General features: G+C 61.4%; 17 protein-coding genes and 1 pseudogene. 10 read left to right on the top strand and 8 right to left on the bottom strand.

The window, feature by feature from the left end; genetic code table 11:
* Positions 1–258: 258 nt before the first annotated feature.
* The 5 genes from ACWHXD_RS05860 to rlmF all read left to right on the top strand — a co-directional run bounded on the left by ACWHXD_RS05860 (position 259) and on the right by rlmF (position 7,013).
* Entirely contained in the window at positions 259–1,749 is a 1,491-nt protein-coding gene (locus ACWHXD_RS05860; RefSeq protein ID WP_032893406.1) for a leucyl aminopeptidase, read from the top strand.
* A 141-nt stretch (positions 1,750–1,890) separates the two neighbouring features.
* Positions 1,891–2,319, top strand: coding sequence for a DNA polymerase III subunit chi (locus ACWHXD_RS05855; RefSeq protein WP_003188845.1), 429 nt, complete (start codon positions 1,891–1,893; stop codon positions 2,317–2,319).
* Positions 2,320–2,326: 7 nt separating this feature from the next.
* Positions 2,327–2,701, top strand: a complete 375-nt coding sequence (locus ACWHXD_RS05850; RefSeq protein WP_044272055.1) for a hypothetical protein — start codon at positions 2,327–2,329, stop codon at positions 2,699–2,701.
* A 210-nt stretch (positions 2,702–2,911) separates the two neighbouring features.
* The gene (locus tag ACWHXD_RS05845; RefSeq protein ID WP_032893408.1) at positions 2,912–5,758 is read left to right on the top strand and encodes a valine--tRNA ligase; all 2,847 of its coding nucleotides are present in this window, start codon (positions 2,912–2,914) and stop codon (positions 5,756–5,758) included.
* A 238-nt stretch (positions 5,759–5,996) separates the two neighbouring features.
* The gene (gene rlmF / locus ACWHXD_RS05840; protein WP_047712663.1) at positions 5,997–7,013 is read left to right on the top strand and encodes a 23S rRNA (adenine(1618)-N(6))-methyltransferase RlmF; all 1,017 of its coding nucleotides are present in this window, start codon (positions 5,997–5,999) and stop codon (positions 7,011–7,013) included.
* 78 nt (positions 7,014–7,091) lie between these two features.
* Here the strand turns inward: rlmF and ACWHXD_RS05835 are convergent, their stop codons facing one another.
* Positions 7,092–7,373 carry an HU family DNA-binding protein gene (locus ACWHXD_RS05835; protein WP_003188840.1) on the bottom strand — a complete coding sequence of 94 codons (282 nt, stop codon included), beginning with the start codon at positions 7,371–7,373 and terminating at the stop codon, positions 7,092–7,094.
* Positions 7,374–7,770: 397 nt separating this feature from the next.
* On the opposite strand from ACWHXD_RS05835, the gene yejK reads away from it, so the two are divergent.
* Positions 7,771–8,775: a nucleoid-associated protein YejK gene (yejK, locus tag ACWHXD_RS05830; protein WP_032893412.1), complete on the top strand. Its 1,005-nt coding sequence runs from the start codon at positions 7,771–7,773 to the stop codon at positions 8,773–8,775.
* Entirely contained in the window at positions 8,775–9,125 is a 351-nt protein-coding gene (locus ACWHXD_RS05825; protein ID WP_069558070.1) for a glutaredoxin family protein, read from the top strand. Before yejK ends, ACWHXD_RS05825 begins: the two co-directional genes overlap by 1 nt.
* Before the next feature lie 620 nt (positions 9,126–9,745).
* On the opposite strand, the pseudogene ACWHXD_RS05820 reads toward ACWHXD_RS05825, so the two are convergent.
* The 6 genes and pseudogenes from ACWHXD_RS05820 to ACWHXD_RS05795 form a co-directional block, all read right to left on the bottom strand.
* Positions 9,746–11,981, bottom strand: a pseudogene (locus ACWHXD_RS05820) (TonB-dependent receptor domain-containing protein).
* Positions 11,982–12,135: 154 nt separating this feature from the next.
* Positions 12,136–13,113, bottom strand: a complete 978-nt coding sequence (locus ACWHXD_RS05815) for a FecR family protein (protein ID WP_138761362.1) — start codon at positions 13,111–13,113, stop codon at positions 12,136–12,138.
* The gene (locus tag ACWHXD_RS05810; RefSeq protein WP_032897601.1) at positions 13,110–13,688 is read right to left on the bottom strand and encodes an RNA polymerase sigma factor; all 579 of its coding nucleotides are present in this window, start codon (positions 13,686–13,688) and stop codon (positions 13,110–13,112) included. Before ACWHXD_RS05810 ends, ACWHXD_RS05815 begins: the two co-directional genes overlap by 4 nt.
* Positions 13,689–13,698: 10 nt before the next feature.
* On the bottom strand, positions 13,699–14,025 hold the full coding sequence (locus tag ACWHXD_RS05805) for a DUF3325 domain-containing protein (protein WP_138761361.1): 327 nt from the start codon (positions 14,023–14,025) through the stop codon (positions 13,699–13,701).
* Positions 14,025–15,599, bottom strand: coding sequence for a PepSY-associated TM helix domain-containing protein (locus ACWHXD_RS05800; protein ID WP_138761360.1), 1,575 nt, complete (start codon positions 15,597–15,599; stop codon positions 14,025–14,027). Before ACWHXD_RS05800 ends, ACWHXD_RS05805 begins: the two co-directional genes overlap by 1 nt.
* Positions 15,596–15,898, bottom strand: coding sequence for a DUF3649 domain-containing protein (locus ACWHXD_RS05795; protein WP_056789881.1), 303 nt, complete (start codon positions 15,896–15,898; stop codon positions 15,596–15,598). Before ACWHXD_RS05795 ends, ACWHXD_RS05800 begins: the two co-directional genes overlap by 4 nt.
* Before the next feature lie 171 nt (positions 15,899–16,069).
* Here ACWHXD_RS05795 and ACWHXD_RS05790 point away from each other — a divergent pair, with 171 nt between their 5' ends.
* The 3 genes from ACWHXD_RS05790 to fecA all read left to right on the top strand — a co-directional run bounded on the left by ACWHXD_RS05790 (position 16,070) and on the right by fecA (position 20,037).
* Positions 16,070–16,558 carry a sigma-70 family RNA polymerase sigma factor gene (locus tag ACWHXD_RS05790; protein WP_138761359.1) on the top strand — a complete coding sequence of 163 codons (489 nt, stop codon included), beginning with the start codon at positions 16,070–16,072 and terminating at the stop codon, positions 16,556–16,558.
* A complete protein-coding gene (locus tag ACWHXD_RS05785) occupies positions 16,555–17,496 on the top strand; it encodes a FecR domain-containing protein (protein WP_138761358.1) in 942 nt (313 codons plus the stop codon). The genes ACWHXD_RS05790 and ACWHXD_RS05785 overlap by 4 nt, the downstream gene beginning before the upstream one ends.
* A gap of 204 nt (positions 17,497–17,700) precedes the next feature.
* The gene (gene fecA / locus ACWHXD_RS05780) at positions 17,701–20,037 is read left to right on the top strand and encodes a TonB-dependent Fe(3+) dicitrate receptor FecA (protein WP_138761357.1); all 2,337 of its coding nucleotides are present in this window, start codon (positions 17,701–17,703) and stop codon (positions 20,035–20,037) included.
* Positions 20,038–20,169: 132 nt separating this feature from the next.
* Here fecA and ACWHXD_RS05775 read toward each other — a convergent pair whose 3' ends face one another.
* Positions 20,170–21,042 carry a LysR family transcriptional regulator gene (locus ACWHXD_RS05775; protein ID WP_032893424.1) on the bottom strand — a complete coding sequence of 291 codons (873 nt, stop codon included), beginning with the start codon at positions 21,040–21,042 and terminating at the stop codon, positions 20,170–20,172.
* Between the last annotated feature and the right edge of the window lie 11 nt (positions 21,043–21,053).

Raw genomic sequence — 21,053 nt, 5'->3', positions numbered from 1 at the left:
AAGGCGGCCAAACAAGCAAGCATACCGAGTCGACCCGTTTACCACGGGCCGGCTAAAAAGATGGCGCATTATCCTGTGATTGACCGCGCCTGTCACGGAGCTTACTCATGCGCACGCACAAAGCGTGCGCCAAGGGTTGTCAGGCTCCGCTGGCGAGGTTCAAACTGCGGCCTTTGTCGCTGGCGGTTTACAACGCTGCCGAGCTTTAAAGCCGGAGTACAAGCTCCCGGCTCACAGACCTTGATAAGGGACCCGAAAATGGAATTGGTTGTAAAAAGCGTTAGCCCCGAAACGTTGAAAACCGCCACCCTCGTGGTCGCTGTCGGCGAAGGCCGCACACTCGGCGTCGCCGCCAAGCAACTGGATGAACTGAGCGGCGGCGCTATCAGCGCTGTGCTCAAGCGCGGCGACCTGGCCGGCAAAGTCGGCCAGAGCCTGCTGCTGCAGAGCCTGCCCAACCTTAAGGCCGAGCGCGTTTTGCTGGTGGGCGTGGGCAAGGATGCCGAACTGGGCGACCGTCCGTTTCGCAAGATCGTCAGCAGCATCCTCACCACCCTCAAGGGCCTGGGCGGCAGCGATGCGGTGCTGGCACTCGATGAAATCGTGGTCAAGGGCCGCGACAGCTACGGCAAGACCCGCCTGCTGGCCGAGTCGCTGGTAGACGGCGGCTATATTTTCGACCAGTTCAAGAGCCAGAAAGCCGAACCCCGCGCCCTGAAGAAAATCACCCTGCTGACCATCAAGGCCGCCCAGGCTGAAGTCCAGCGCGCCGTCACCCACGCCCAGGCCATCGCCAATGGCATGTCGTTCACTCGCGACCTGGGCAACCTGCCGCCGAACATCTGCCACCCGACATTCCTGGGCGAACAGGCCAAGGCATTGGGCAAAGAGTTCAAGGGCTTGAAGGTTGAGGTACTGGACGAGAAGAAGATCAAGGACCTGGGCATGGGCTCGTTCTATGCCGTGGGCCAGGGCAGCGACCAGCCGCCACGCCTGATCGTGATGCAATACAACGGCGGCAAGAAGTCCGAGAAGCCTTACGCCCTGGTAGGTAAAGGCATCACCTTTGATACCGGCGGCATCAGCCTCAAGCCGGGCGCCGGCATGGACGAAATGAAGTACGACATGGGCGGCGCCGCCAGCGTGTTCGGTACCTTGCGTGCGGTGCTTGAGCTCAAGCTGCCGATCAACCTGGTGTGCATTTTGGCCTGTGCCGAGAACATGCCGAGCGGCGGTGCGGCTCGCCCGGGCGATATCGTCACCACCATGAGCGGCCAGACTGTAGAGATCCTCAACACCGACGCCGAAGGCCGTCTGGTGCTGTGCGACGCCCTGACCTACGCCGAGCGCTTCAAGCCCCAGGCCGTGATCGACATCGCCACGCTGACCGGCGCCTGCATCGTGGCCCTGGGCTCCCACACCTCAGGCCTGCTGGGCAACAACGACGAACTGATCGAGCAACTGCTCAGCGCCGGCAAGGCCGCCGACGACCGCGCCTGGCAACTGCCGCTGTTCGATGAGTACCAGGAACAGCTCGACAGCCCGTTTGCCGACATCGCCAACATCGGTGGCCCGAAAGCCGGCACTATCACCGCGGCCTGCTTCCTGTCGCGCTTTGCCAAGAACTTCAACTGGGCTCACCTGGACATCGCCGGCACGGCCTGGACCAGCGGCGGCAAGGACAAGGGCGCCACTGGCCGTCCGGTACCCCTGCTGACCCAATACCTGCTGGATCGCGCCAAAGCTTAAGCGGCCCCGGCCCTTCTGTAGGAGCGAGCTTGCTCGCGAAGATCGCCTTTGATAACGCGTTCATCCTGGATGAACGCGCTGCCCTCAGGTTTTTCGCGAGCAAGCTCGCTCCTACAGGACTGGCGCCCCCCAGGATTTCCAATGCCCCAAGTCGACTTCTATATATTGCCCAGCGCCGATCCTCTCGCGCGCCTGGACTTTGCCTGCAAACTCACCGAAAAAGCCTGGCGCATGGGCCATCGCATCTACCTGCACTGCAGCGATGCCGCCCAACGTGACGAACTCGATGCCCGCCTGTGGCGCTTCAAGGGCGAGAGCTTCGTGCCCCACGGCCCCGCCGAATCCGAACCCGAAAGCCTGGTGGTGCTGGGCTTGGGGGATAATTGCGGCGATCACCATGATTTGCTGGTCAACCTCGACCTGAAAGTACCGGCCTTTGCCCAAGCGTTCGCCCGTGTGGCGGAAGTGGTGGTCGAAGACCCGGCTATTCGTCAGGCCGCGCGGGAGAGTTTCCGTTTCTACCGTGAACAGGGCTATCCTCTGCAAGATCACCGGCTACAACGACTTTGAGTACATGATGGACACTCCCAACCCGCTGAAAAAAGACGACCACCTGCTGGATGACCTGGAGTCGATCCGTCAGTTGCTGGGTGATGACAACCTGCAACCGCCGCTGCTGACCGACACGGTCGAGGGCGAGGTACAGATTCCGCTGTTGTTCGACATGGTCGGCGGCAAGCCTGCCGCCCCTGCTCCTGTGGTTGCAGAACCCGCTCCCGCCGCCGAAAAAGCCCCGGACGCGCTGTTGCTGCACCTGGACAACGAACTGCGCGCCGCTGCGCAATTGATCATGCAGGATGTGATCGATGACTTTGCGCCGCATATCGAGGCTGAGATCAAGCGTCGGATGGATGCGCGGATGGAGCGGTTGCTCAGCCAATACCAGAACTGAAGATGCCCCAACCCCTGTGGGAGCTGGCTTGCCTGCGATGGCGGCGCATCAGCCGGCGAAGATGCTGACTGAAACACCGCCATCGCAGGCAAGCCAGCTCCCACATTAATTCTGCATCGACCTTAAACCGTCTTCACCTCGCCCTCGCCCCTATCCCCCGTTATACTTGCCGGCTTTCCTGAATAAATGCCAACTAGGGTCCCGCCGCGCATGGATAAGACCTACCAGCCCCACGCTATCGAAACTTCCTGGTACAACACCTGGGAGTCCGAGAACTATTTCGCCCCACAAGGTGCGGGCGACTCGTACACCATCATGATTCCGCCACCGAACGTCACTGGCAGCCTGCACATGGGCCATGGCTTCAACAATGCGATCATGGATGCGTTGATCCGCTTCCGCCGCATGCAGGGTCGCGACACCCTGTGGCAACCGGGCACCGACCACGCCGGTATCGCCACCCAGATGCTGGTGGAACGCCAACTGGAAGCCACCGGCCAGAACCGTCACGACCTGGGTCGCGAGAAATTCCTGGAGAAAGTCTGGGAATGGAAAGACCAGTCCGGCGGCAATATCAGCCGTCAGATCCGTCGCCTGGGGTCGTCCGTAGACTGGAGCCGTGAGCGCTTCACCATGGACGACGGCCTGTCCGAAGCCGTAAAAGAAGCCTTCGTGCGCCTGCACGAAGACGGCCTGATCTACCGCGGCAAGCGCCTGGTCAACTGGGACACCAAGTTGCACACGGCGATTTCCGACCTCGAAGTGGAAAACCACGACGAGAAAGGCTTCCTGTGGAACCTCAAGTACCCGCTGGCCGACGGCGCCAAGACCGCTGAAGGCAACGATTACCTGATCGTTGCCACCACCCGTCCGGAAACCATGCTCGGCGATGCCGCCGTCGCCGTTAACCCGAACGACGAGCGCTACCAGGCGCTGATCGGCAAGTTCGTCGAACTGCCCTTGGTTGGCCGCCGTATCCCGATCATCGCGGACGACTATTGCGACCCTGAATTCGGCACCGGCTGCGTGAAAATCACCCCGGCCCACGATTTCAACGACTATGAAGTCGGCAAGCGCCACAACCTGCCGCTGCTGAACATCTTCGACAAAAATGCCGCCGTATTGCCGGCCTGCCAGGTGTTCAACCTGGACGGCTCGCTCAACGACAGCATCGACGGCAAGATCCCGGCTGAATACGCAGGCCTCGACCGTTTTGAAGCGCGCAAGCAGATCGTTGCCGCCTTCGACGCCGCCGGCTTGCTGGTCAGCGTCGACGACCACGGCCTCAAAGTACCCAAGGGCGACCGCTCCGGCACCGTGATCGAGCCGTGGCTGACCGACCAGTGGTACGTGTCCACCAAGCCGCTGGCCGAGCCTGCGATTGCCGCCGTCGAAGATGGCCGCATCCAGTTCGTGCCTAAACAGTACGAAAACATGTACTTCTCGTGGATGCGTGACATCCAGGACTGGTGCATCAGCCGTCAGCTGTGGTGGGGCCACCGTATTCCGGCCTGGTACGACGAATCGGGCAAGGTCTATGTAGGCCGCGACGAAGCCGAAGTGCGCGCCAAGCACAACCTCGGCGCGGACATCGCGCTGCAACAGGACAACGACGTACTGGACACCTGGTTCAGTTCGGGCCTGTGGACCTTCTCTACCCTGGGCTGGCCGCAGCAGACCGAGTTCCTGAAGAAATTCCACTCCACCGACGTGCTGGTCACCGGCTTCGACATCATTTTCTTCTGGGTTGCCCGGATGATCATGCTCACCATGCACCTGGTGAAGAACGAAGACGGCACCCCGCAGGTACCGTTCAAGACCGTGTACGTACACGGCCTGGTACGCGACGGCCAGGGCCAGAAGATGTCCAAGTCCAAGGGCAACGTTTTGGACCCGCTGGATATCATCGACGGCATCGACCTGGAAACCCTGGTGCAGAAACGCACCTCGGGCCTGATGCAGCCGAAACTGGCGAAAAAGATCGAGAAGCAGACCCGCGACGAATTCGCCGACGGCATCGCCAGCTACGGCACCGACGCCCTGCGCTTCACCTTCTGCTCGCTGGCCTCCACCGGTCGCGACATCAAGTTCGACATGGGCCGCGTCGAAGGCTATCGCAACTTCTGCAACAAGATCTGGAACGCCGCGCGCTACGTGCTGGACAAAGGCGAAGACTGCGGCCAGAACGGCGAAGCCGTTGAACTGAGCCTGGCGGATCGCTGGATCATCTCGCAGTTGCAGCGCACCGAAGCCGAAGTGACCCGCCAGCTCGACCAGTTCCGTTTCGACCTGGCCGCACAGGCCCTGTACGAGTTCATCTGGAACCAGTATTGCGACTGGTACCTGGAACTGTCCAAGCCGGTGCTGTGGGACGAAAACGCGCCGGTCGAGCGCCAGCGCGGCACCCGTCGCACCCTGGTGCGTGTGCTGGAAGTGGCGTTGCGCCTGGCGCACCCGTTCATGCCGTTCATCACCGAAGAAATCTGGCAGCGCCTGGCGCCGCTGGCCGGTATCGAAGGCAAGACCATCATGCTGCAACCTTGGCCGGTGGCCAACGAAGCGCGCATCGATGAGGCCGCCGAAAGCGATATCGAATGGCTCAAGACCCTGATGCTCGGCACGCGCAACATCCGCGCCGAGATGAACATCGGGCCGGGCAAGCCGTTGGCCGTGTTCGTCAAGAACGCCAGTGCCGAAGATCAGCGTCGCCTCAGCGAAAACGACGCGCTGCTCAAGAAGCTGGCCAAGCTGGAGTCGATCACCGTATTGGCTGCCGGTGCCGAAGCACCGCTGTCCGCCACTGCGTTGGTGGGTGAAATGGAAGTGCTGGTGCCAATGGCCGGCCTGATCGACAAGGGTGCGGAACTTGCGCGTCTCGACAAGGAAATCGCGCGCCTGCAAGGCGAAGTGCAACGAGTGGGCGGCAAGCTGTCCAACGCGGCGTTCGTCGACAAGGCGCCGGCTGAGGTGATCGAGAAAGAACGCGCCAAACTGGCCGAGGCTGAACAGGCCTTGGGCAAGCTGGCGGAGCAACATGCGCGGATTTCCAGCCTGTAAGGGGAAGCCGTGTAGAGAAAGAGGCCTTCGGGCCTCTTTTTTTGTCCAGCAAAACGACACCATTTCCGACTCTGAACCCTATCCCTGTGGGAGCTGGCTTGCCTGCGATAGCATCACCTCGGTCTGCCTGATACACCCAGTCGCCTGCATCGCAGGCAAGCCAGCTCCCACATTTGGCCGAGTTGTGTTCAAGAATGTGTGACAATGCCCACCACTTTGAGCCAACACCAGAATCATCATGACCGCCCCCACTACGCCCAAACCACCGCGCAAGAAGCCTAAAACCGCCGCCACGGCCAAACCCGTCGCGCCGCGCAAAGAGGCCACCCTGCACCCGCGCAACCGCCACACGGGCCGTTACGACTTCCCGGCGCTGATCAAGACCACGCCTGAATTGGCCAAATTCGTGATCATCAATCCCTACGGCAAAGAGAGCATCGACTTCGCCAGCCCGGATGCGGTGCGGGTGTTCAACCGGGCGTTGCTCAAGTCGTTCTATGGCATCCAGCATTGGGATATCCCGGCCGATTACCTGTGCCCGCCGGTGCCGGGGCGTGCTGACTACGTGCATTTCCTCGCCGACCTGCTCGCCAGCGTCAACGACGGCAAGATCCCGCGGGGCTCGATCGTCAAGGTGCTGGACATCGGCATGGGCGCCAACTGCGTGTATCCGCTGATTGGCTATATGGAGTACCGCTGGAACTTCCTCGGCTCGGAGGTCGACCCGATCGCCGTGTCCGCCGCCAAGGCCATCGTGCAATCCAACGACCTGAGCAAGGTCATCCAACTGCGCCAGCAACCCAACCCCAAGCAGATCCTGTTGGGCCTGCTGGAGCCGGGTGAGCGCTTTGACCTTACGATGTGCAACCCGCCCTTCCATGCGTCCATGGACGAAGCCACCAAAGGTAGCGAGCGCAAGTGGCGCGCCCTGGGCAAGGCCGACCCGAAACGCAAATTGCCGGTGCTTAACTTTGGTGGTCAATCGGCCGAACTGTGGTGTGAAGGCGGCGAGGCGCGGTTTGTGACGCAGTTGATCGCCGAAAGCGCGCACTTTGCGCATAAAGTGCTGTGGTTCAGCACTCTGGTGTCCAAAGCCTCCAACCTGCCGGCGATCGAAACGGCGCTGAAAAAAGCCGGCGTGCTGGAAAGCCAGGTGGTGGAGATGTCCCAGGGGCAAAAGCAGAGCCGCTTTGTGGCCTGGACGTTCCAGACCAAGAACGAGCAGCAGATCTGGCGCCAGCGCTGGGTTCGATAAGCCCGCCACACAATAAAATCGCAGGCAATAAAAAACCGTGCCCGGATCACTCCGAAGCACGGTTTTTTTTGCTGCGTCTTACTTGTTAACAGCGTCGGTCAGGCCTTTAGCCACAACCAGCTTGATAACTTTCTTGGCAGCGATTTCGATGGCAGCGCCAGTCGAAGGGTTACGGCCAGTACGGGCAGGACGCTCGGTCACTTTCAGTTTGCCAACGCCTGGCAGAGTGATTTCGCCGCCATTTTCCAGCTGATCAGCAACAACTTGGCTCAGTTGGTCCAGCAGAGCACGCACGGTAGTTTTCGGTGCGTCTACTGCTTCAGCCAGGTCAGCGATCAGTTGGTCTTTAGTAATAGCCATTGTGGTGTTCCTTCCCTATCAAATTCATATGGATTGCAGAGTGCAGTGTCAGCCGTCGAGCCCGACCGTCATGGCCTGGCATCCCCGGCCATAACCACGGAGATCGGGGTTATAGATGCTTGAAACGGGGATTGGTTCGACCTGACAAATGCTGAATGCACGCTTAACGCCGAGACGTGGCGTAAGACGGGGCAAAACTAGCACAGAGACGGGGAAATATCCGCCTCAACATACCCATTTGGTCAGCTTTATCGCTCTAAACCGTGAAAAAAAGGCATATGGCCAGTCGGAGGGCGTGCAAAATGCCGTTCGAGGCACGTCTTGACCAATGGGTGCGGTACACTGGGCGACTTTTCGGGGAGGCCAACCGCTCCCCCTTCAACCAGCCGAGAAGCCTATGCCGATCCGTCATTGCATCGTCCACCTGATCGACAAAAAACCCGACGGCACACCCGCAGTTCTTCACGCCCGCGACACGGAACTGGCCGAGTCCGCCGCCATCGAGAACATGCTTGCCGACCTCAACGAGAGCTACAACGCCAAACAAGGCAAGGCCTGGGGTTTCTTCCATGCCGAGTCCGGCGCGCACCCGTTCAGTGGCTGGTTGAAGGACTACTTTGACGGTGGCCAGGACTTCACCACCTTCAGCCGCACGGCGGTTGAGCACCTGCAAAAGCTGATGGAGGAATCCAACCTCTCCACCGGCGGCCACGTGCTGTTTGCCCACTACCAGCAAGGCATGACCGACTACCTGGCCATCGCCCTGCTGCACCACAGCGAAGGCGTGGCGGTGACCGACGAGCTGGACGTGACGCCCTCGCGCCACCTGGACCTGGGCCAGTTGCACCTGGCGGCGCGTATCAACGTCTCCGAGTGGCAGAACAACAAGCAGTCCAAGCAGTACATCTCCTTCATCAAAGGCAAGAACGGCAAGAAGGTCTCGGAGTATTTCCGCGACTTTATCGGCTGCCAGGAAGGCGTCGACGGCCCGGGCGAAACCCGCACCCTGCTCAAGGCGTTCAGTGACTTCGTAGAAAGCGAAGACCTGCCCGACGAGTCCGCCCGCGAGAAAACCAAGACCCTGGTGGACTACGCCAGCAGCCAGGCCAAGCTCGGCGAACCCATGGGCCTGGAAGAGCTCTCCGGGCTGATTGATGAAGACCGGCCAAAAGCCTTCTACGACCACATCCGCAACAAGGATTACGGGCTGTCGCCGGAGATTCCGGCCGATAAACGCACCCTTAACCAGTTCCGCCGCTTCACCGGGCGCGCCGAGGGCTTGTCCATCAGCTTTGAAGCGCACCTGCTGGGCGACAAGATTGAGTACGACGAAGCTGCCGGCACCTTGATCATCAAAGGCCTGCCGACCCAACTGACCGACCAGCTCAAGCGCCGTAACTGATGCTGGGCGGGGTGCTCAAGAAAGTCCTGCTGGTGTTGCTGGTGGTGGTTGCGATCCAGAACTGGGGCAAGGTTGAGCGGCTGTTCAACCCGTCCCAGGTGGCACCGGAGCAGGTACGCGCCTCTGCGCGGGTGGTGCTCTATGCCACCGAGTGGTGTGGGTACTGCAAGCAGATCCGGCGTTTTCTGGACCAGAAGGGTATCCCGTACCAGGCCGTCGATATCGAGAAGGATGCCCAGGCGCGCAAGGCGTATGAGGCGCTGGGCGGTGGTGGGATTCCGTTTGTGGATGTGAACGGCACCTTGATTCGCGACTACAACCCTGAAGCGATCATGGCCGCATTGAAGTAACACAATCAAATGTGGGAGCTGGCTTGCCTGCGATGGCCATAGGTATCTACACAACTTTGGGGCGACGCTGGACCTGTGGCGAGGGAGCTTGCTCCCGTGACGGCCTGACAGCCGACGCATCTCTACCTGACACCCCAGGATCCAAATGTGGGAGCTGGCTTGCCTGCGATGACGGCCTTCCAGCCGACACAGCTATACCGAGTACATATCCATTCCTGCGGTAACGGCCACTTAGGGTTCCGCCCTGACGGCGGCTCACTTTTGAAAAGCGCAAAAGTAAGCAAAACGCTCTTGCCCCACCACTCGGCACCTCGCCTAGGCTCGGTGTGCCCGTAATCCGCCAGTGATTTGGGGGGCCGCCGCCACGCGCCATCCATGGCGCGGGGCGGCTAAACCGGCATCCCTGCCGGTTTACCCCCCAAATCCCTGTCGAATTCCGGCCAGCGTGGTTTGACGGGGCGCTTGAGATCAAAAGCAGATCAAGATCAAGAGCGGCTCGCTTCGCATCGTGGTTACCGTTGGCTGCTGCAACCTACAAAATTGTGTAGATACCTATGGCTATCGCAGGCAAGCCAGCTCCCACACAAGTCAGCGCTACACATTGGGGCTTTGGGGTGGGCTTAAAAGTTGGCCTCCAGCGACACCATCGCCGTACGCTCTTCACCCACGTTGTAATACGCCGTGCTCGCTCCCAACCCGTTGACCGGGGCCGAGTTGAACGCCACGGTACGCGCCGAGCTCAAGTACTCCTTGTCGAACACGTTGAGCATCGAAAACCGCAGCGCGGCCGACTTGATGACCTTCTTATCCACCGGTAAATAAATACCCGCGTTCAGGTCGAACACCGTGCGGCCCTCGATCTTCTCCTTGTTGGTCAAATCGCCGTAGAAGCTGCCGACATACTTGCCTGCAATGTTGCCGTAGAACCGCGAGTCGTCATACCCGAGCACCAGGTTGAACATGTTTTCCGGCACGTTGGCCAATTGCTTGCCCGAGGTCGGCAACAGGACGTTTTTGCTGAGCAAGTCGTCCTTCTGCTCGGACTGGGTGTAGGTATAGGACGCGTAGTAGTTGAAGTTGTGCGGCAACAGGCCGCTCCATTCCAATTCCAGGCCTTTGTTATCGACAGTGCCGACGTTGAGCACCATGTAGTCACCGCTGGCATCGGTGGTCGAGACCTGGCGATCCTTGAAGCTGATGTAGAACAGGGTCGCGCTCAACGCCATGTCGTCTGCGGTGTAGCGCCAGCCCAGCTCCTGGTTCCAGCTCAGCTCGGACTTGAGGCTCACGGAGTCGCCCTTGTTGTACAGCACGTAGTTGGGTGGCGTGCGCATATTGCGGGTGACGTTGTAGAACGCCTGGTTGCTTTCATCGACCTGGTACTTGGCGCTGAAGTTGGGCAGGAACTGGTGGTAACGGGTGTTACGTTTTTCCGGCGTGTCGTACAGGCTGCCGAGGTTGTTGCCGTCACGCTCGACATATTGGTAGGCCACGCCGCCAACAAAACTCAGGTCCGGTGTGGCTTGCCAGTTGTCCTGTACCCAGAGTTTCTGCGCCGGGGTGACGGTGTAGTAGTGGCGGCCCTGGACCGTAGCGCCGTTTTTGTCGACCACCTGGCCGCCGCTGTTGTAATCGCCCCACACATCGTCGGGGGCACCTTCGTTGTTGATGCCGATAAACGGCTGAGTCTGACGCTGGCGTGCGCGTTCATACCAATAGCCGTAGTCCAGGCTGTGTTCTTCGTTGATGTCCCATTTCATTTTCGCCGTAAAGCCGGGGCGCCAGGTTTCGGTCCACGAAGGGCGGTAATAGTTGGCCGATTGCAGGTTACTCAGGTCGTAATTGCCGGCCTTGTCGGACTTTGGCCCCAGGTTGGAAGCCGTCTGGCCGCTGAAGCTGCCACCGTTGGCCCAGTAGTAGTACGGCGTGAGTGTCAGCGACAAGTTGTCCTGCAGTTGCCAGCGCTGGGTCAGCGTGGCGTTGACGCTTTCGAACGGGTTGCGGTTGAGCTTGTAGGACGCCGACAGCAAACCGGCCTTATACACCGGGCTTTGCGCGTAATCCTTGCGCCGCCCTTCGGTGTCGAACTGCGCTTTGCTCAGGCTGTTGTAGTTGTAGTTTTCCTGCTTGTTGTACTTGATCGTGGCCAGTGTGGAGTTGCCGTTATCCCCTTCAAACAGGCTGCTCCACTCGATTTTGTCACTGCGCAGAGTGCCCTTGCCGCGCCACTTGTCACCCTCCAGGTGCGACGCCGATACCCAGCAGGCCACCCAGATCACCGGTGTTCGCTCGCACGAAGGTCTTGCGCAGGGCGTTGGCACCCACGATCTGTTTGGCGAACACCCCGGCGTCCTTGGTCGGGCGAATGGTGATCATGCCGATGTTGCCGCCGCTGGAGCCGATGTGCGGGCCGTCGGCCTCGGAGGAACCTTGGGTGGCGAACACTTCGGCCAGGTTTTCCGGGTCGCCCAACTGGTTGGAGTACACACTGTAGTTGCCCGAGTCGTTGATCGGCACGCCGTCCACCGAGACGCCGACCTGGTCGGAACTCATGCCGCGCATGGTGAAGCTGGTGCCACTGGTGCCGCTGGCGTCATCGCTGGAAACGTTGATGCCCGGCGTGTACTTGAGCTTGTCGATGGCGTTGGCGGTGGCCGACATTTCGTCCATGGCTTGCTTGGTCACCGTCGAGCGCGCCTTGGCGCTTTCTTCGAGAATCATGTGGCCGCTGCCAAGGGTTTGCTTGCCGGCGATGTTCACCGAGCCGACATCCTGGGCATCATCGGCCAAAACCAGCGGCGCAAAGCCGCCCAGGCCCGATGCCAGAAGCAGGGCATAAAGAGTGTTGTCGTTCACGTGTAGATCCCTTACTGACATTGTTGTGTTGTATGGGGCAGATGCGAGCTTCCTGACCACTTGTTCAGGAACCAGGGATGATCCACGGCACGTGTAACCGTTTGGTGACAGGTTTTGGTGATTGCGATGAAGGTTCGATGAAGGCGCTGCGGGCCTAGCGCAGCACAATCATGCGACCTAAGAGGGTGTGCTGTTCAAAGCCCAGCACCGCTTGCAAGGCGTTCAAGACCGCGACTGGGTCCTGGCTCGGAAAGCTGCCGCTGACGCGTTTGGCGGCCATGTCTTCGTTAAGCAAAAGAATGCGGCCGGGGTAATAACGCCGCAGGTCCTCGACCACCTCGGCCAGGGGTGCCTTGTAGTAGGTGAGCCAACCCTCGCGCCAGGCAAGGTGTGAGGCGCTGTCGACGCCATGCAAAGGAGCGGCAATGCCATGGGCGTAGGCCACTTGCTGGCCCGCGGTCAGCACCTGTTGCTGGCCCTGTTTGGAGGGCGTCACGCCGACACGGCCGGACAGCACAGTGACCTCGGCGCCGTCAGGTTGCAGGCGCACTTCAAACTGCGTTCCCAGTACCCGCGTTTCACCGCCGCTCGCCTCCACCACGAAGGGGTCGCCGGTGTGGGTCACGCTGAAAAAACCTGCACCACGGCGCAGTTGGATGTGCCGTTCGCCCTGGCTGAAATCCACCGCAATGGCGCTGTCGGCGTCGAGGGTGACCTTGGATTGATCGGCCAGGGTGAAGGTCTTCACCTGCCCTGGCGCCGTTACATAATCGGCGCCCCACTCATCGACCCAGCGTGACGGCTGCCAACCGGCGCCCATCGATACCATCAGCAGCAGGCAGGCGGCGACGGCCAAGGCACCGGACCAACGCGCTACCCGGGAGCGTTTGGAGGCGTTGATCGTATTGAGGTAGCCCTGCAAGGCGAGTGCGTCCTCGTCGGCCAGTTGGCGCGCTGGCACTTCGCTTAACTCCCAGAGCACCTGGGCTTGGGAGTAGGCCTCCACGTGTGCGGGATCTGCGCGTAACCAGCGGCTGAACGTGGCCTGGTCGCCGCTGCTGGGCTGGTCATGCAGCAGGCACAACCAGTCGAGCGCGGCCTGCTCCTGGGCGGGCGTGGGCGTGACGTTCACGGGGCTTTCCCTGGCGTGCGTGGCGGCGAGGGTTCGCGAAGGCTGGCCTTGCAGGCTTCGAGGGCGCGCATCATATGTTTTTCCACGGCACTTTGGGACAGGCCCATGGCCTTGGCGATTTCGGCGTACTTGCGGCCGTGGATGCGGTTAAGCAGGAAAATCTGGCGGGTGCGCTCGGGCAAGCTGCGCAAGGCAGCTTCCACATGGCGCAGATCATTGCCCGCCTCCAGCGCCGCCTGGGGTTCGCAGCCTTGATTGTCTGACTGCTCGGGCAGCCAGCCTTCACTGCTGCGTGCCCGTGCGCCTTCGCTGCGCAGGTGGTCGATGGCGATGTTGCCAGCGCAGCGCAGCAGGTAGGTGCTCAGCTCTTCGACCTGCACCAGCGGGCGACGCCAGAAGCGCAGGAACAAATCCTGCACCAAGTCGGCTGCCGTGGCGCGGCACCCGACACGGCGGCTGACCAACGCCTCCATTTGCGAACGCTGGGACAAAAACACCTGCAAAAAGTGCGCGCGCCCACCGGCCGCCTCCGCGTGCGGATTATCCTGGGGATTGGGCGGTGGGTTGATCCTGATCATGGCCGGCTCAAGATAGGGCGAACGCCGCAACAGGGCTGGCCAACAGGCCGAGGCCCGCCAGGATCAAGGCCAGCCTTGGCCGATACGGCAGCAGCAACACCAGCAGCAAGGCGCTGAGCATCAACACCGCGCACCACTCCACCAGGCCCTGGCCCCAACCGGCGCCAAGCACCGCCGGCCAGATCGACACGGCCAGCAGCAACCAGCCGCCCACCCGCAGCCCCAGACGCCGCGTGGGCGTGGGTTTGCTGTGCAGCAATTCGCCGTGGTGACGGTCGGTGGACAAACACAGCGCGGTAAACCCGGCGTAGCACATCAATAGCGCGAGGAGCATCAGTGGGCCTGCTGCTTGAGTGCCAACCCGCGGGCACGTTCAGCCTTGGGTTGCGGCGCGGTGCGGTGGTGCATCTTCCACGCCGCCCACGCCAGGAACATGCCGCTGGCCAGGCAGGTGAGGTCGAAGCCGGCCATGGCCCAGTCGCCGCTTGGCACGGAGACGCCCAAGTGGTGCGAGGTGGTGATGGCGTTAAGCAGTGGAATGGCGGCAAACAACAGCGCGCCGAGGCTCAGTTGCTCAACCCAACCCTGGCGACCGCGCCGCAGCAAGGCGTGCAACAGGCTCAGGCCCCAGGCGATAAAGAACGCCTGCACTTCCCAGTCGGAACGCGCAGCGAAGCTTACCGGCAACAGGCGGTTGGCCCAGAAAAACGCCGCAATGGCGATCATCAATCCGGACATGCTGGCAATATTCAGCACCTCCACCAGGCGCAGTTCAAAGGGCATGACCGCGGCCTTAGCGTGTTTGAGCTGGCGTTTGCCCAGCCAGATCACCAAGCCCGTGCCGATCATCGCCGTGCCCGCCAGGCCGCAGATAAAGTACAGCCAGCGCAGTACCGGGCCGGCGAAATGGCCCATGTGCAAACCGTAGAAACTGCCACCGATGGCCGTCGCCAATGACGGCTCGGCACTGCCTCGCAACAGCTCGCCGGTGGTGCCGTTGAACGACAGGGTACTGCCGGAGGCATGCACCACGCTGTCGGAGCCAGCGCGCGACACGTTGACCGAAGCGTTGACGTCGCCGGGGTTATTGACCGCCAGGCGCCCCACATGCCCGCCCGCCCACTGTTCCCGCGCCTGCTGGTACATCGGCATCAACGGCAGCAGTTTGCCCGGCTGGCCGAGGGCCGGCGGATTGTCGGTAGCGGGGAACAACTCGCTGAAGAACGCCCGGCTGTCGTCGCCATAGGACGCCACGATGGGCGCAGGCATGACCATGCTCATGAAAATCACCAGGCTGCTGTAGGTGATCATCAGGTGAAACGGCAATACCAGCACACCCACCGCGTTGTGCCCGTCCAGCCAGGAGCGCTGGCCTTTGCGCGGGCGGAAGGTGAAGAAGTCTTTGAAGATTTTCTTGTGGGTAATGATGCCGGTGATCAGCGCGACGAACATCACCATGGCGGCGATGGTCGACAGCCAGCGGCCCCACGGGTAAGGCATTTGCAGCTGGAAGTGGAAACGATAGAAGAACTCGCCGCCCTTGCTTTCGCGCGCCTGCACCGGTTGGCCGGTGACGGGGTCGAGGACTTTCTGGATAAAGGTGCCGCGCTTGCCGGCCTCGAGCTTGTCTTGCCACATTACCGATAGGCCGGGGTCGCGTCGGGTTGGCAAGGTAATGAACCAGCGCGCGGCGGTGGGTGCCTGCTGTTGCAGGTAATTTTGCGCCACGGCGAGGCTGCGCCCATCGTCCAGGGGATGGGCCTGCACTTCGGGCTGCATCCAATGGGTAATTTCGTCTTTGAAATAGGCCAGGGTGCCGGTCAGGAAAATCGCGAACAGCAGCCAACCGAAGATCAAGCCCGCCCAGGTGTGCAACCAGGCCATGGCCTGGCGAAAGCCCTCTTTCATGTGCGAGCCATCCAGAAACCAATGCCGGCCAGGGTGGCAAACAGCGCACTCGGCACCATCACCCCTGCCCAGGCGCGCCATGCCGTGCGGCAAGCAAAACACCAAAGCACCGCCAGCAGGTAGAACACAAAGGAACTCATCATGCCGGTGACCACCGCATCGGCACGGGTAGTGGGCAGCCACAGCGCCAGGCAAATGGCGGCCAGTGAGGCCATCAGGTAACCGCCAATCACCGCCGCCAGCACGCGCGAGGTGACAGCGAGGCGGTAGGAAGCGGGCAATGAGGTTTTACTTTTCATGCGGCAGGCGCCTGGTTCATCAGCGCGCAATATTAATGATAAATATTCTCATATGCAAAAGAGAACGGATGAATCACCTGCCTTGGCCGATTGCCGAACCTGGTCACGGGCCCTACAATGCGAACAATTCTTGTTCTCTAAAGCATATCGAATGCTTGCGGAGTGATCGCGTTGCAGCCGTCCAATCCCGTCGAAGTGTTGTACAACGACCATCACCACTGGCTCACCGGCTGGTTGCGACGCAAGCTCGGCTGCCCGGACAACGCCGCCGACCTGGCGCAAGACACCTTTATCCGCGTGCTCAGTGCCCGGGAAGCGCCAACGCTGATCGAGCCGCGCGCCTTCCTCACCACCGTGGCCAAGCGTGTGCTGTTCAACTTCTACCGCCGTCAGGACCTGGAACGCGCCTACCTCGAGACCTTGGCGCAGATGCCCGAACACGTGGCGCCGTCGGAAGAAGACCGCGCAATCATCCTGCAGACCTTGCTGGAACTGGACCAACTGCTTGACGGCTTGCCCAAGCAGGTCAAACGCGCCTTCCTGCTGGCCCAACTCGACGGCCTGACCTACGCGCAAATCGGCGCGCAACTGGGCATCTCCATCGCCACCGTCAAACGCCACCTGACCAAAGCGGCCATGCGCTGCTACTTCGCCCTATGAACGTCTCCAGCCAAGTCGCCGAACAAGCCGTGCACTGGTTGCTGGAAATGCAGCAAGGCGCGCTCAACCCACGCCAGCAGGCGGCCTGGCAGCAATGGTTGAATGCCCACAGCGAACACCAACGCGCGTGGGAGCAGATCCAGCGCGTCAACCAACGCCTACGCGGCGTGCCCTCGCCCCTGGCCCATGCGGCGTTGAACGCGCCCACCTCCAGCAGCCGGCGTCAGGCGCTTAAATTGCTGTTGATTCTGGGTGCCGGTTCAGCCGCTGCCTGGAGCCTGCACCAGCAACATATCCTGCCGCCGCTGACGGCTGACTATCGCAGCCCGGTGGGCCAGCGCCGCACAGTGCAATTGGCCGACGGCAGCCAGTTGCAGCTCAACACCGGCAGCGCGGTGGATGTGCATTTCGATGGCCAACAGCGCCTGGTGCGCCTGCTTGAAGGTGAAATCCTGCTCACCGCCCGCGCAGGCCAGGCGCCGTTGCACGTGCTGACCGGCCAGGGCCTGCTCAGCAGCCAGGCGGCGCGCTTGAATGTGCGCCAGTTCAACGACCACACCCAACTGGCGGTGCTGGCCGGCCAGGTCGAGGTAATGCCCAACCGCTACAACGGCTTGGCGCTGAACGTCGACGCCGCGCACCAAGTCAATTTCACCCGCAAAGGCTGGGACACCCCGCGCGCCACCGACGCCAACAGCGGCGCCTGGGCCGACGGCATGCTGGTGGCCGCACATATGCGCCTTGAAGACTTCTTGAGTGAACTGGGGCGCTATCGTCGCGGCCAGCTCCATTGCGATCCACAAGTGGCCAACCTGCTGCTGTCCGGCAGTTACCCATTGGATGACAGCGAACGCATCCTCGACCTGCTGGAGATCACCCTGCCGGTGAAAGTGCGGCGCTTTACCCGTTATTGGGTGACCGTGCAGGCACGTGCGTGATGCATAGCGCTTTCTTGCTCGCGCCCCCCCAACCTACCGCGTTAAACGGACAACCCGCGTTATCGTTGACGATTTTCGCGAGCAAGCTCGCTCCTACAGTGGCAGTGAACTTGAAATATTTTTTGCAACTGTGAGCCGTTTTCCGCACCTGGCGTGACAGAGAAGGAAAGCCCCCTTGATCCTTCCTTCTCAGGACCGCCCTTCATGCCCCAGCAACCGACGCTTCTCGCCCGTACACTGCGCCAACTCCTGCTCGGTGCCAGCCTCAGCCTGACCGCACTGCCGGCGGTGATGGCGGCCGATGCCAAGGCGTACCACATTGCGCCAACCACTTTGGAAGCGGCCTTGAATCAATTCGGGCGTGAAGCCGGTGTGCTGGTGTCCTTCGGTTCGGCAGTGACCGCCGGTATGCAAAGCCCCGGTTTGTCCGGCAACTTCAGCGCAGCCGAAGGCCTGCAGAAACTGCTGGAAGGCACCGGCCTGCAAGCCCGCGCCGAGGGTGATAACGCCTATAGCCTGCAACCGGCCGGCGCCCCTGCGACCCTGGAGCTGCAGACCTCCAACGTGGTCGGCGACTGGCTCGGTGATGCGGCGCAAACCAACGTGTTCGAGCACCCCGGCGCCCGTGATGTGATCCGCCGCGAAGAATTCGAACGCCAGGGCGCCACCCAGGCCCGCGATGTGCTCAACCGCATCCCCGGCGTCAACGCCCCGGACAACAACGGCACCGGTAGCCACGACATGGCGCTGAACTTCGGCATTCGCGGGCTCAACCCCCGCCTGGCGTCGCGCTCCACGGTGCTGATGGATGGCATCCCGGTGCCCTTCGCGCCTTACGGCCAGCCACAACTTTCCTTTGCGCCGATCAGCATGGGCAACATGGACGCGGTGGATGTGGTGCGCGGCGGCGGTGCGGTGCGCTACGGCCCGCAGAACGTGGGTGGCATCGTCAACTTCGTCACCCGTGCCATCCCGGATGCGCCGACGGTCAAGGGTGGCTTGCAGACCGAGACCAGCCCCTCCTCCAGCCACGACGGTTTCAAGACCACGGGCAACCTGCTGGCGGGCGGCACCGCCGACAATGGCTTGGGCGGTGCGCTGCTGTACTCCGGCACCCGCGGTGGCGACTGGCGTGAAAACAGCAACACGCGCATCGACGACCTGATCCTCAAGGGCAAATACCAGCTGGACGACGCCAACAGCTTCAACGCCATGGCTCAGTACTACGAAGGCCAGGCCGACATGCCGGGCGGTTTGAACGTCAAGGACTACAAGGCCGATCCGTACCAGTCCACTCGCCCTTACGACAAGTTTTGGGGGCGCCGCACCCTGTTCAATGTGGGCTATCGCTACGAACAGGACCGCCGCGAATTCACGGTTAACAGTTTCTTCACCAAGACCCTGCGCAGCGGTTACCTGGACCAAGGCAGTTTCCTGTCGCTGTCGCCACGGGAATATTGGGTACGCGGCCTGGAAACCCGTTTCGCCCAAGGCTTTGACCTAGGCCCTACCAGCCATGAAGTCGGCGTGGGTTACCGCTACATCAATGAGGCTGGTCACGAATTGCGCTACCGCACGCCGATTGCCGCCAACCAGCAGATCCCCACCACCAACAGCCGCAACGACCGCGACACGCGGGGCGGCACCGAAGCCAATGCGTTCTTCATCGACGACCGCATCGACATCGGCAAGTGGACCATCACCCCAGGCATTCGCTACGAGATGATCGAGTCCCAGCAGACCAACAACCTGAGCAACGTCAAATACAAGGGCGACTACAACACCGCACTCCCGGCGCTGAACGTGCTCTACCACCTCACCGATGACTGGAACCTCTACGCCAACACCGAAGGCTCGTTCGGCAGCGTGCAATACAGCCAGATGCCCAACCGCGTGAACAGCGGCGAAGTGAAACCGGAAAAAGCCCGCACCTGGGAACTCGGCACGCGCTATGACAACGGCAACCTGCGCGCGGAAATCGGCGCGTTCCTGATCAACTTCGACAACCAGTACGACAGCAACCAGACCAACGACACCGTGATCGCCCGGGGTGAAACGCGTCACCAAGGCATCGAGTCGAGCATCAACTACGCCCTCGACGGCCTGACCCCGGCGCTGGCAGGGTTTGATGTGTACGCCACCTACGCCTATGTCGACGCGACCATCCGCGAAGACGGCCCGAACAAAGGCAACCGCGTGCCCTTCTCCTCCAAGCACAAAGGTACCCTCGGCGTGGGTTACACCGAAGGCCCATGGAAGCTGAATGTGGACAGCAGCTACCAGAGCAGCCAGTTCGCCGACAACGCCAACACCCAGGCCGAAAGTGCCGACGGTGCAAATGGCCGCATCCCCGGCTACATGCTGTTCAGCAGCCGCGCAGCCTATGACTTCGGCCCGCAGTTGTCGGATTTGAATGTGGCGGTGGGGGTGAAGAACATCTTCAACAAGCAGTACTACACCCGCTCGTTTGATGACAATAACAAGGGCAAGTACGTGGGTGAGCCGCGCACGGTGTATGTGCAAACTTCTATCGCGTTCTGACCGCATTTTGTAGGAGCGAGCTTGCTCGCGAAAAACTCACAGGCGCCGCGTTCATTCAGCAAACACGCGTTATCGTTGATGTTTTTCGCGAGCAAGCTCGCTCCTACAGATGGTTTTCAGTGTGTTCAGGATCTAACTGCCCGCCAGGCAACTGGGGGTAGCGGCCACCAACGCGTCAATGGCACACCGCGTCTTGGCCGGCATATGCGCCGCCGTCGGCCAGATCACATGGATCGGCGCAGGTTGCTCACGGTAGCTGGGCAGCACGGCCTGCAACTGCCCACGTAGCGCATAGTGGGCAATCAACCAACTCGGCAACCAGGCCAGGCCCACGCCCGCGATGGCGGCATCGGCCACGGCCTGGAGGTCGTCCACGATCAAGGGCGAAGCCAGGCGCGAACACTGCGCGGTGTTGCTGCGGTAAGCAATGCCACGATGAACGGCCAGGTCTTCGATACTTTCAATGGCGCCCTTGCGCTGCAAATACGCCGGTGACGCCGCCAGCCCCATGGCCTGCTCTCCCAAGCGCCGTGCACTCAGGCGGTCGGTGTCGGGCAACGGCCCGATGCGCACGGCAATATCGAAGCCCTCCTGCACTAGATCGATCATGCGGTCGGAAAAACAAAGGTCGATTTCCAGTTCCGGATAGCTGTCCATCAGGGCCCACAACGCTGGCGCGGCATAGTGATGACCAAACGCCAGGGGTACGCTCACTCGCAAACGCCCGCGGGGTTGCTGACGGCCGCTTTCCAACACCGACTCGGCCGCCTCCAGCTCCGCCAATGCGCGCAGGCAATGCTCGTAGTACGCCTGCCCGTCCTCGGTCAACCGCTGGCGCCGAGTGGAGCGCTGTAACAGGCAAGTGCCCAAGCGCGCTTCCAGCCGCGCCAGGCCCTTGCCCACCGCCGAGCGCGTGAGGTTCAGGCGTTCGGCGGCTTCGGTGAGATTGCCGCTTTCGACAATCTGCAAAAAGAGTTCGACGCCATCAAAACGTGGGGTAGCCATGCTTAATTGTC

The sequence above is a fragment of the Pseudomonas fjordensis genome (assembly GCF_976987115.1).
The sequence above is the reverse complement of the archived record's forward strand: the minus strand, read 5'-3'. Positions and strand labels throughout refer to the sequence as shown.

Coding starts and splice junctions, on each gene's coding strand:
- ACWHXD_RS05860 (WP_032893406.1), top strand. CDS start 259: ATGGAATTGGTTGTAAAAAGCGTTAGCCCCGAAACGTTGAAAACCGCC.
- ACWHXD_RS05855 (WP_003188845.1), top strand. CDS start 1,891: ATGCCCCAAGTCGACTTCTATATATTGCCCAGCGCCGATCCTCTCGCG.
- ACWHXD_RS05805 (WP_138761361.1), bottom strand. CDS start 14,025: ATGCTCCTCGCGCTATTGATGTGCTACGCCGGGTTTACCGCGCTGTGT.
- ACWHXD_RS05845 (WP_032893408.1), top strand. CDS start 2,912: ATGGATAAGACCTACCAGCCCCACGCTATCGAAACTTCCTGGTACAAC.
- rlmF (WP_047712663.1), top strand. CDS start 5,997: ATGACCGCCCCCACTACGCCCAAACCACCGCGCAAGAAGCCTAAAACC.
- yejK (WP_032893412.1), top strand. CDS start 7,771: ATGCCGATCCGTCATTGCATCGTCCACCTGATCGACAAAAAACCCGAC.
- ACWHXD_RS05835 (WP_003188840.1), bottom strand. CDS start 7,373: ATGGCTATTACTAAAGACCAACTGATCGCTGACCTGGCTGAAGCAGTA.
- fecA (WP_138761357.1), top strand. CDS start 17,701: ATGCCCCAGCAACCGACGCTTCTCGCCCGTACACTGCGCCAACTCCTG.
- ACWHXD_RS05825 (WP_069558070.1), top strand. CDS start 8,775: ATGCTGGGCGGGGTGCTCAAGAAAGTCCTGCTGGTGTTGCTGGTGGTG.
- ACWHXD_RS05795 (WP_056789881.1), bottom strand. CDS start 15,898: ATGAAAAGTAAAACCTCATTGCCCGCTTCCTACCGCCTCGCTGTCACC.
- ACWHXD_RS05775 (WP_032893424.1), bottom strand. CDS start 21,042: ATGGCTACCCCACGTTTTGATGGCGTCGAACTCTTTTTGCAGATTGTC.
- ACWHXD_RS05785 (WP_138761358.1), top strand. CDS start 16,555: ATGAACGTCTCCAGCCAAGTCGCCGAACAAGCCGTGCACTGGTTGCTG.
- ACWHXD_RS05800 (WP_138761360.1), bottom strand. CDS start 15,599: ATGAAAGAGGGCTTTCGCCAGGCCATGGCCTGGTTGCACACCTGGGCG.
- ACWHXD_RS05850 (WP_044272055.1), top strand. CDS start 2,327: ATGGACACTCCCAACCCGCTGAAAAAAGACGACCACCTGCTGGATGAC.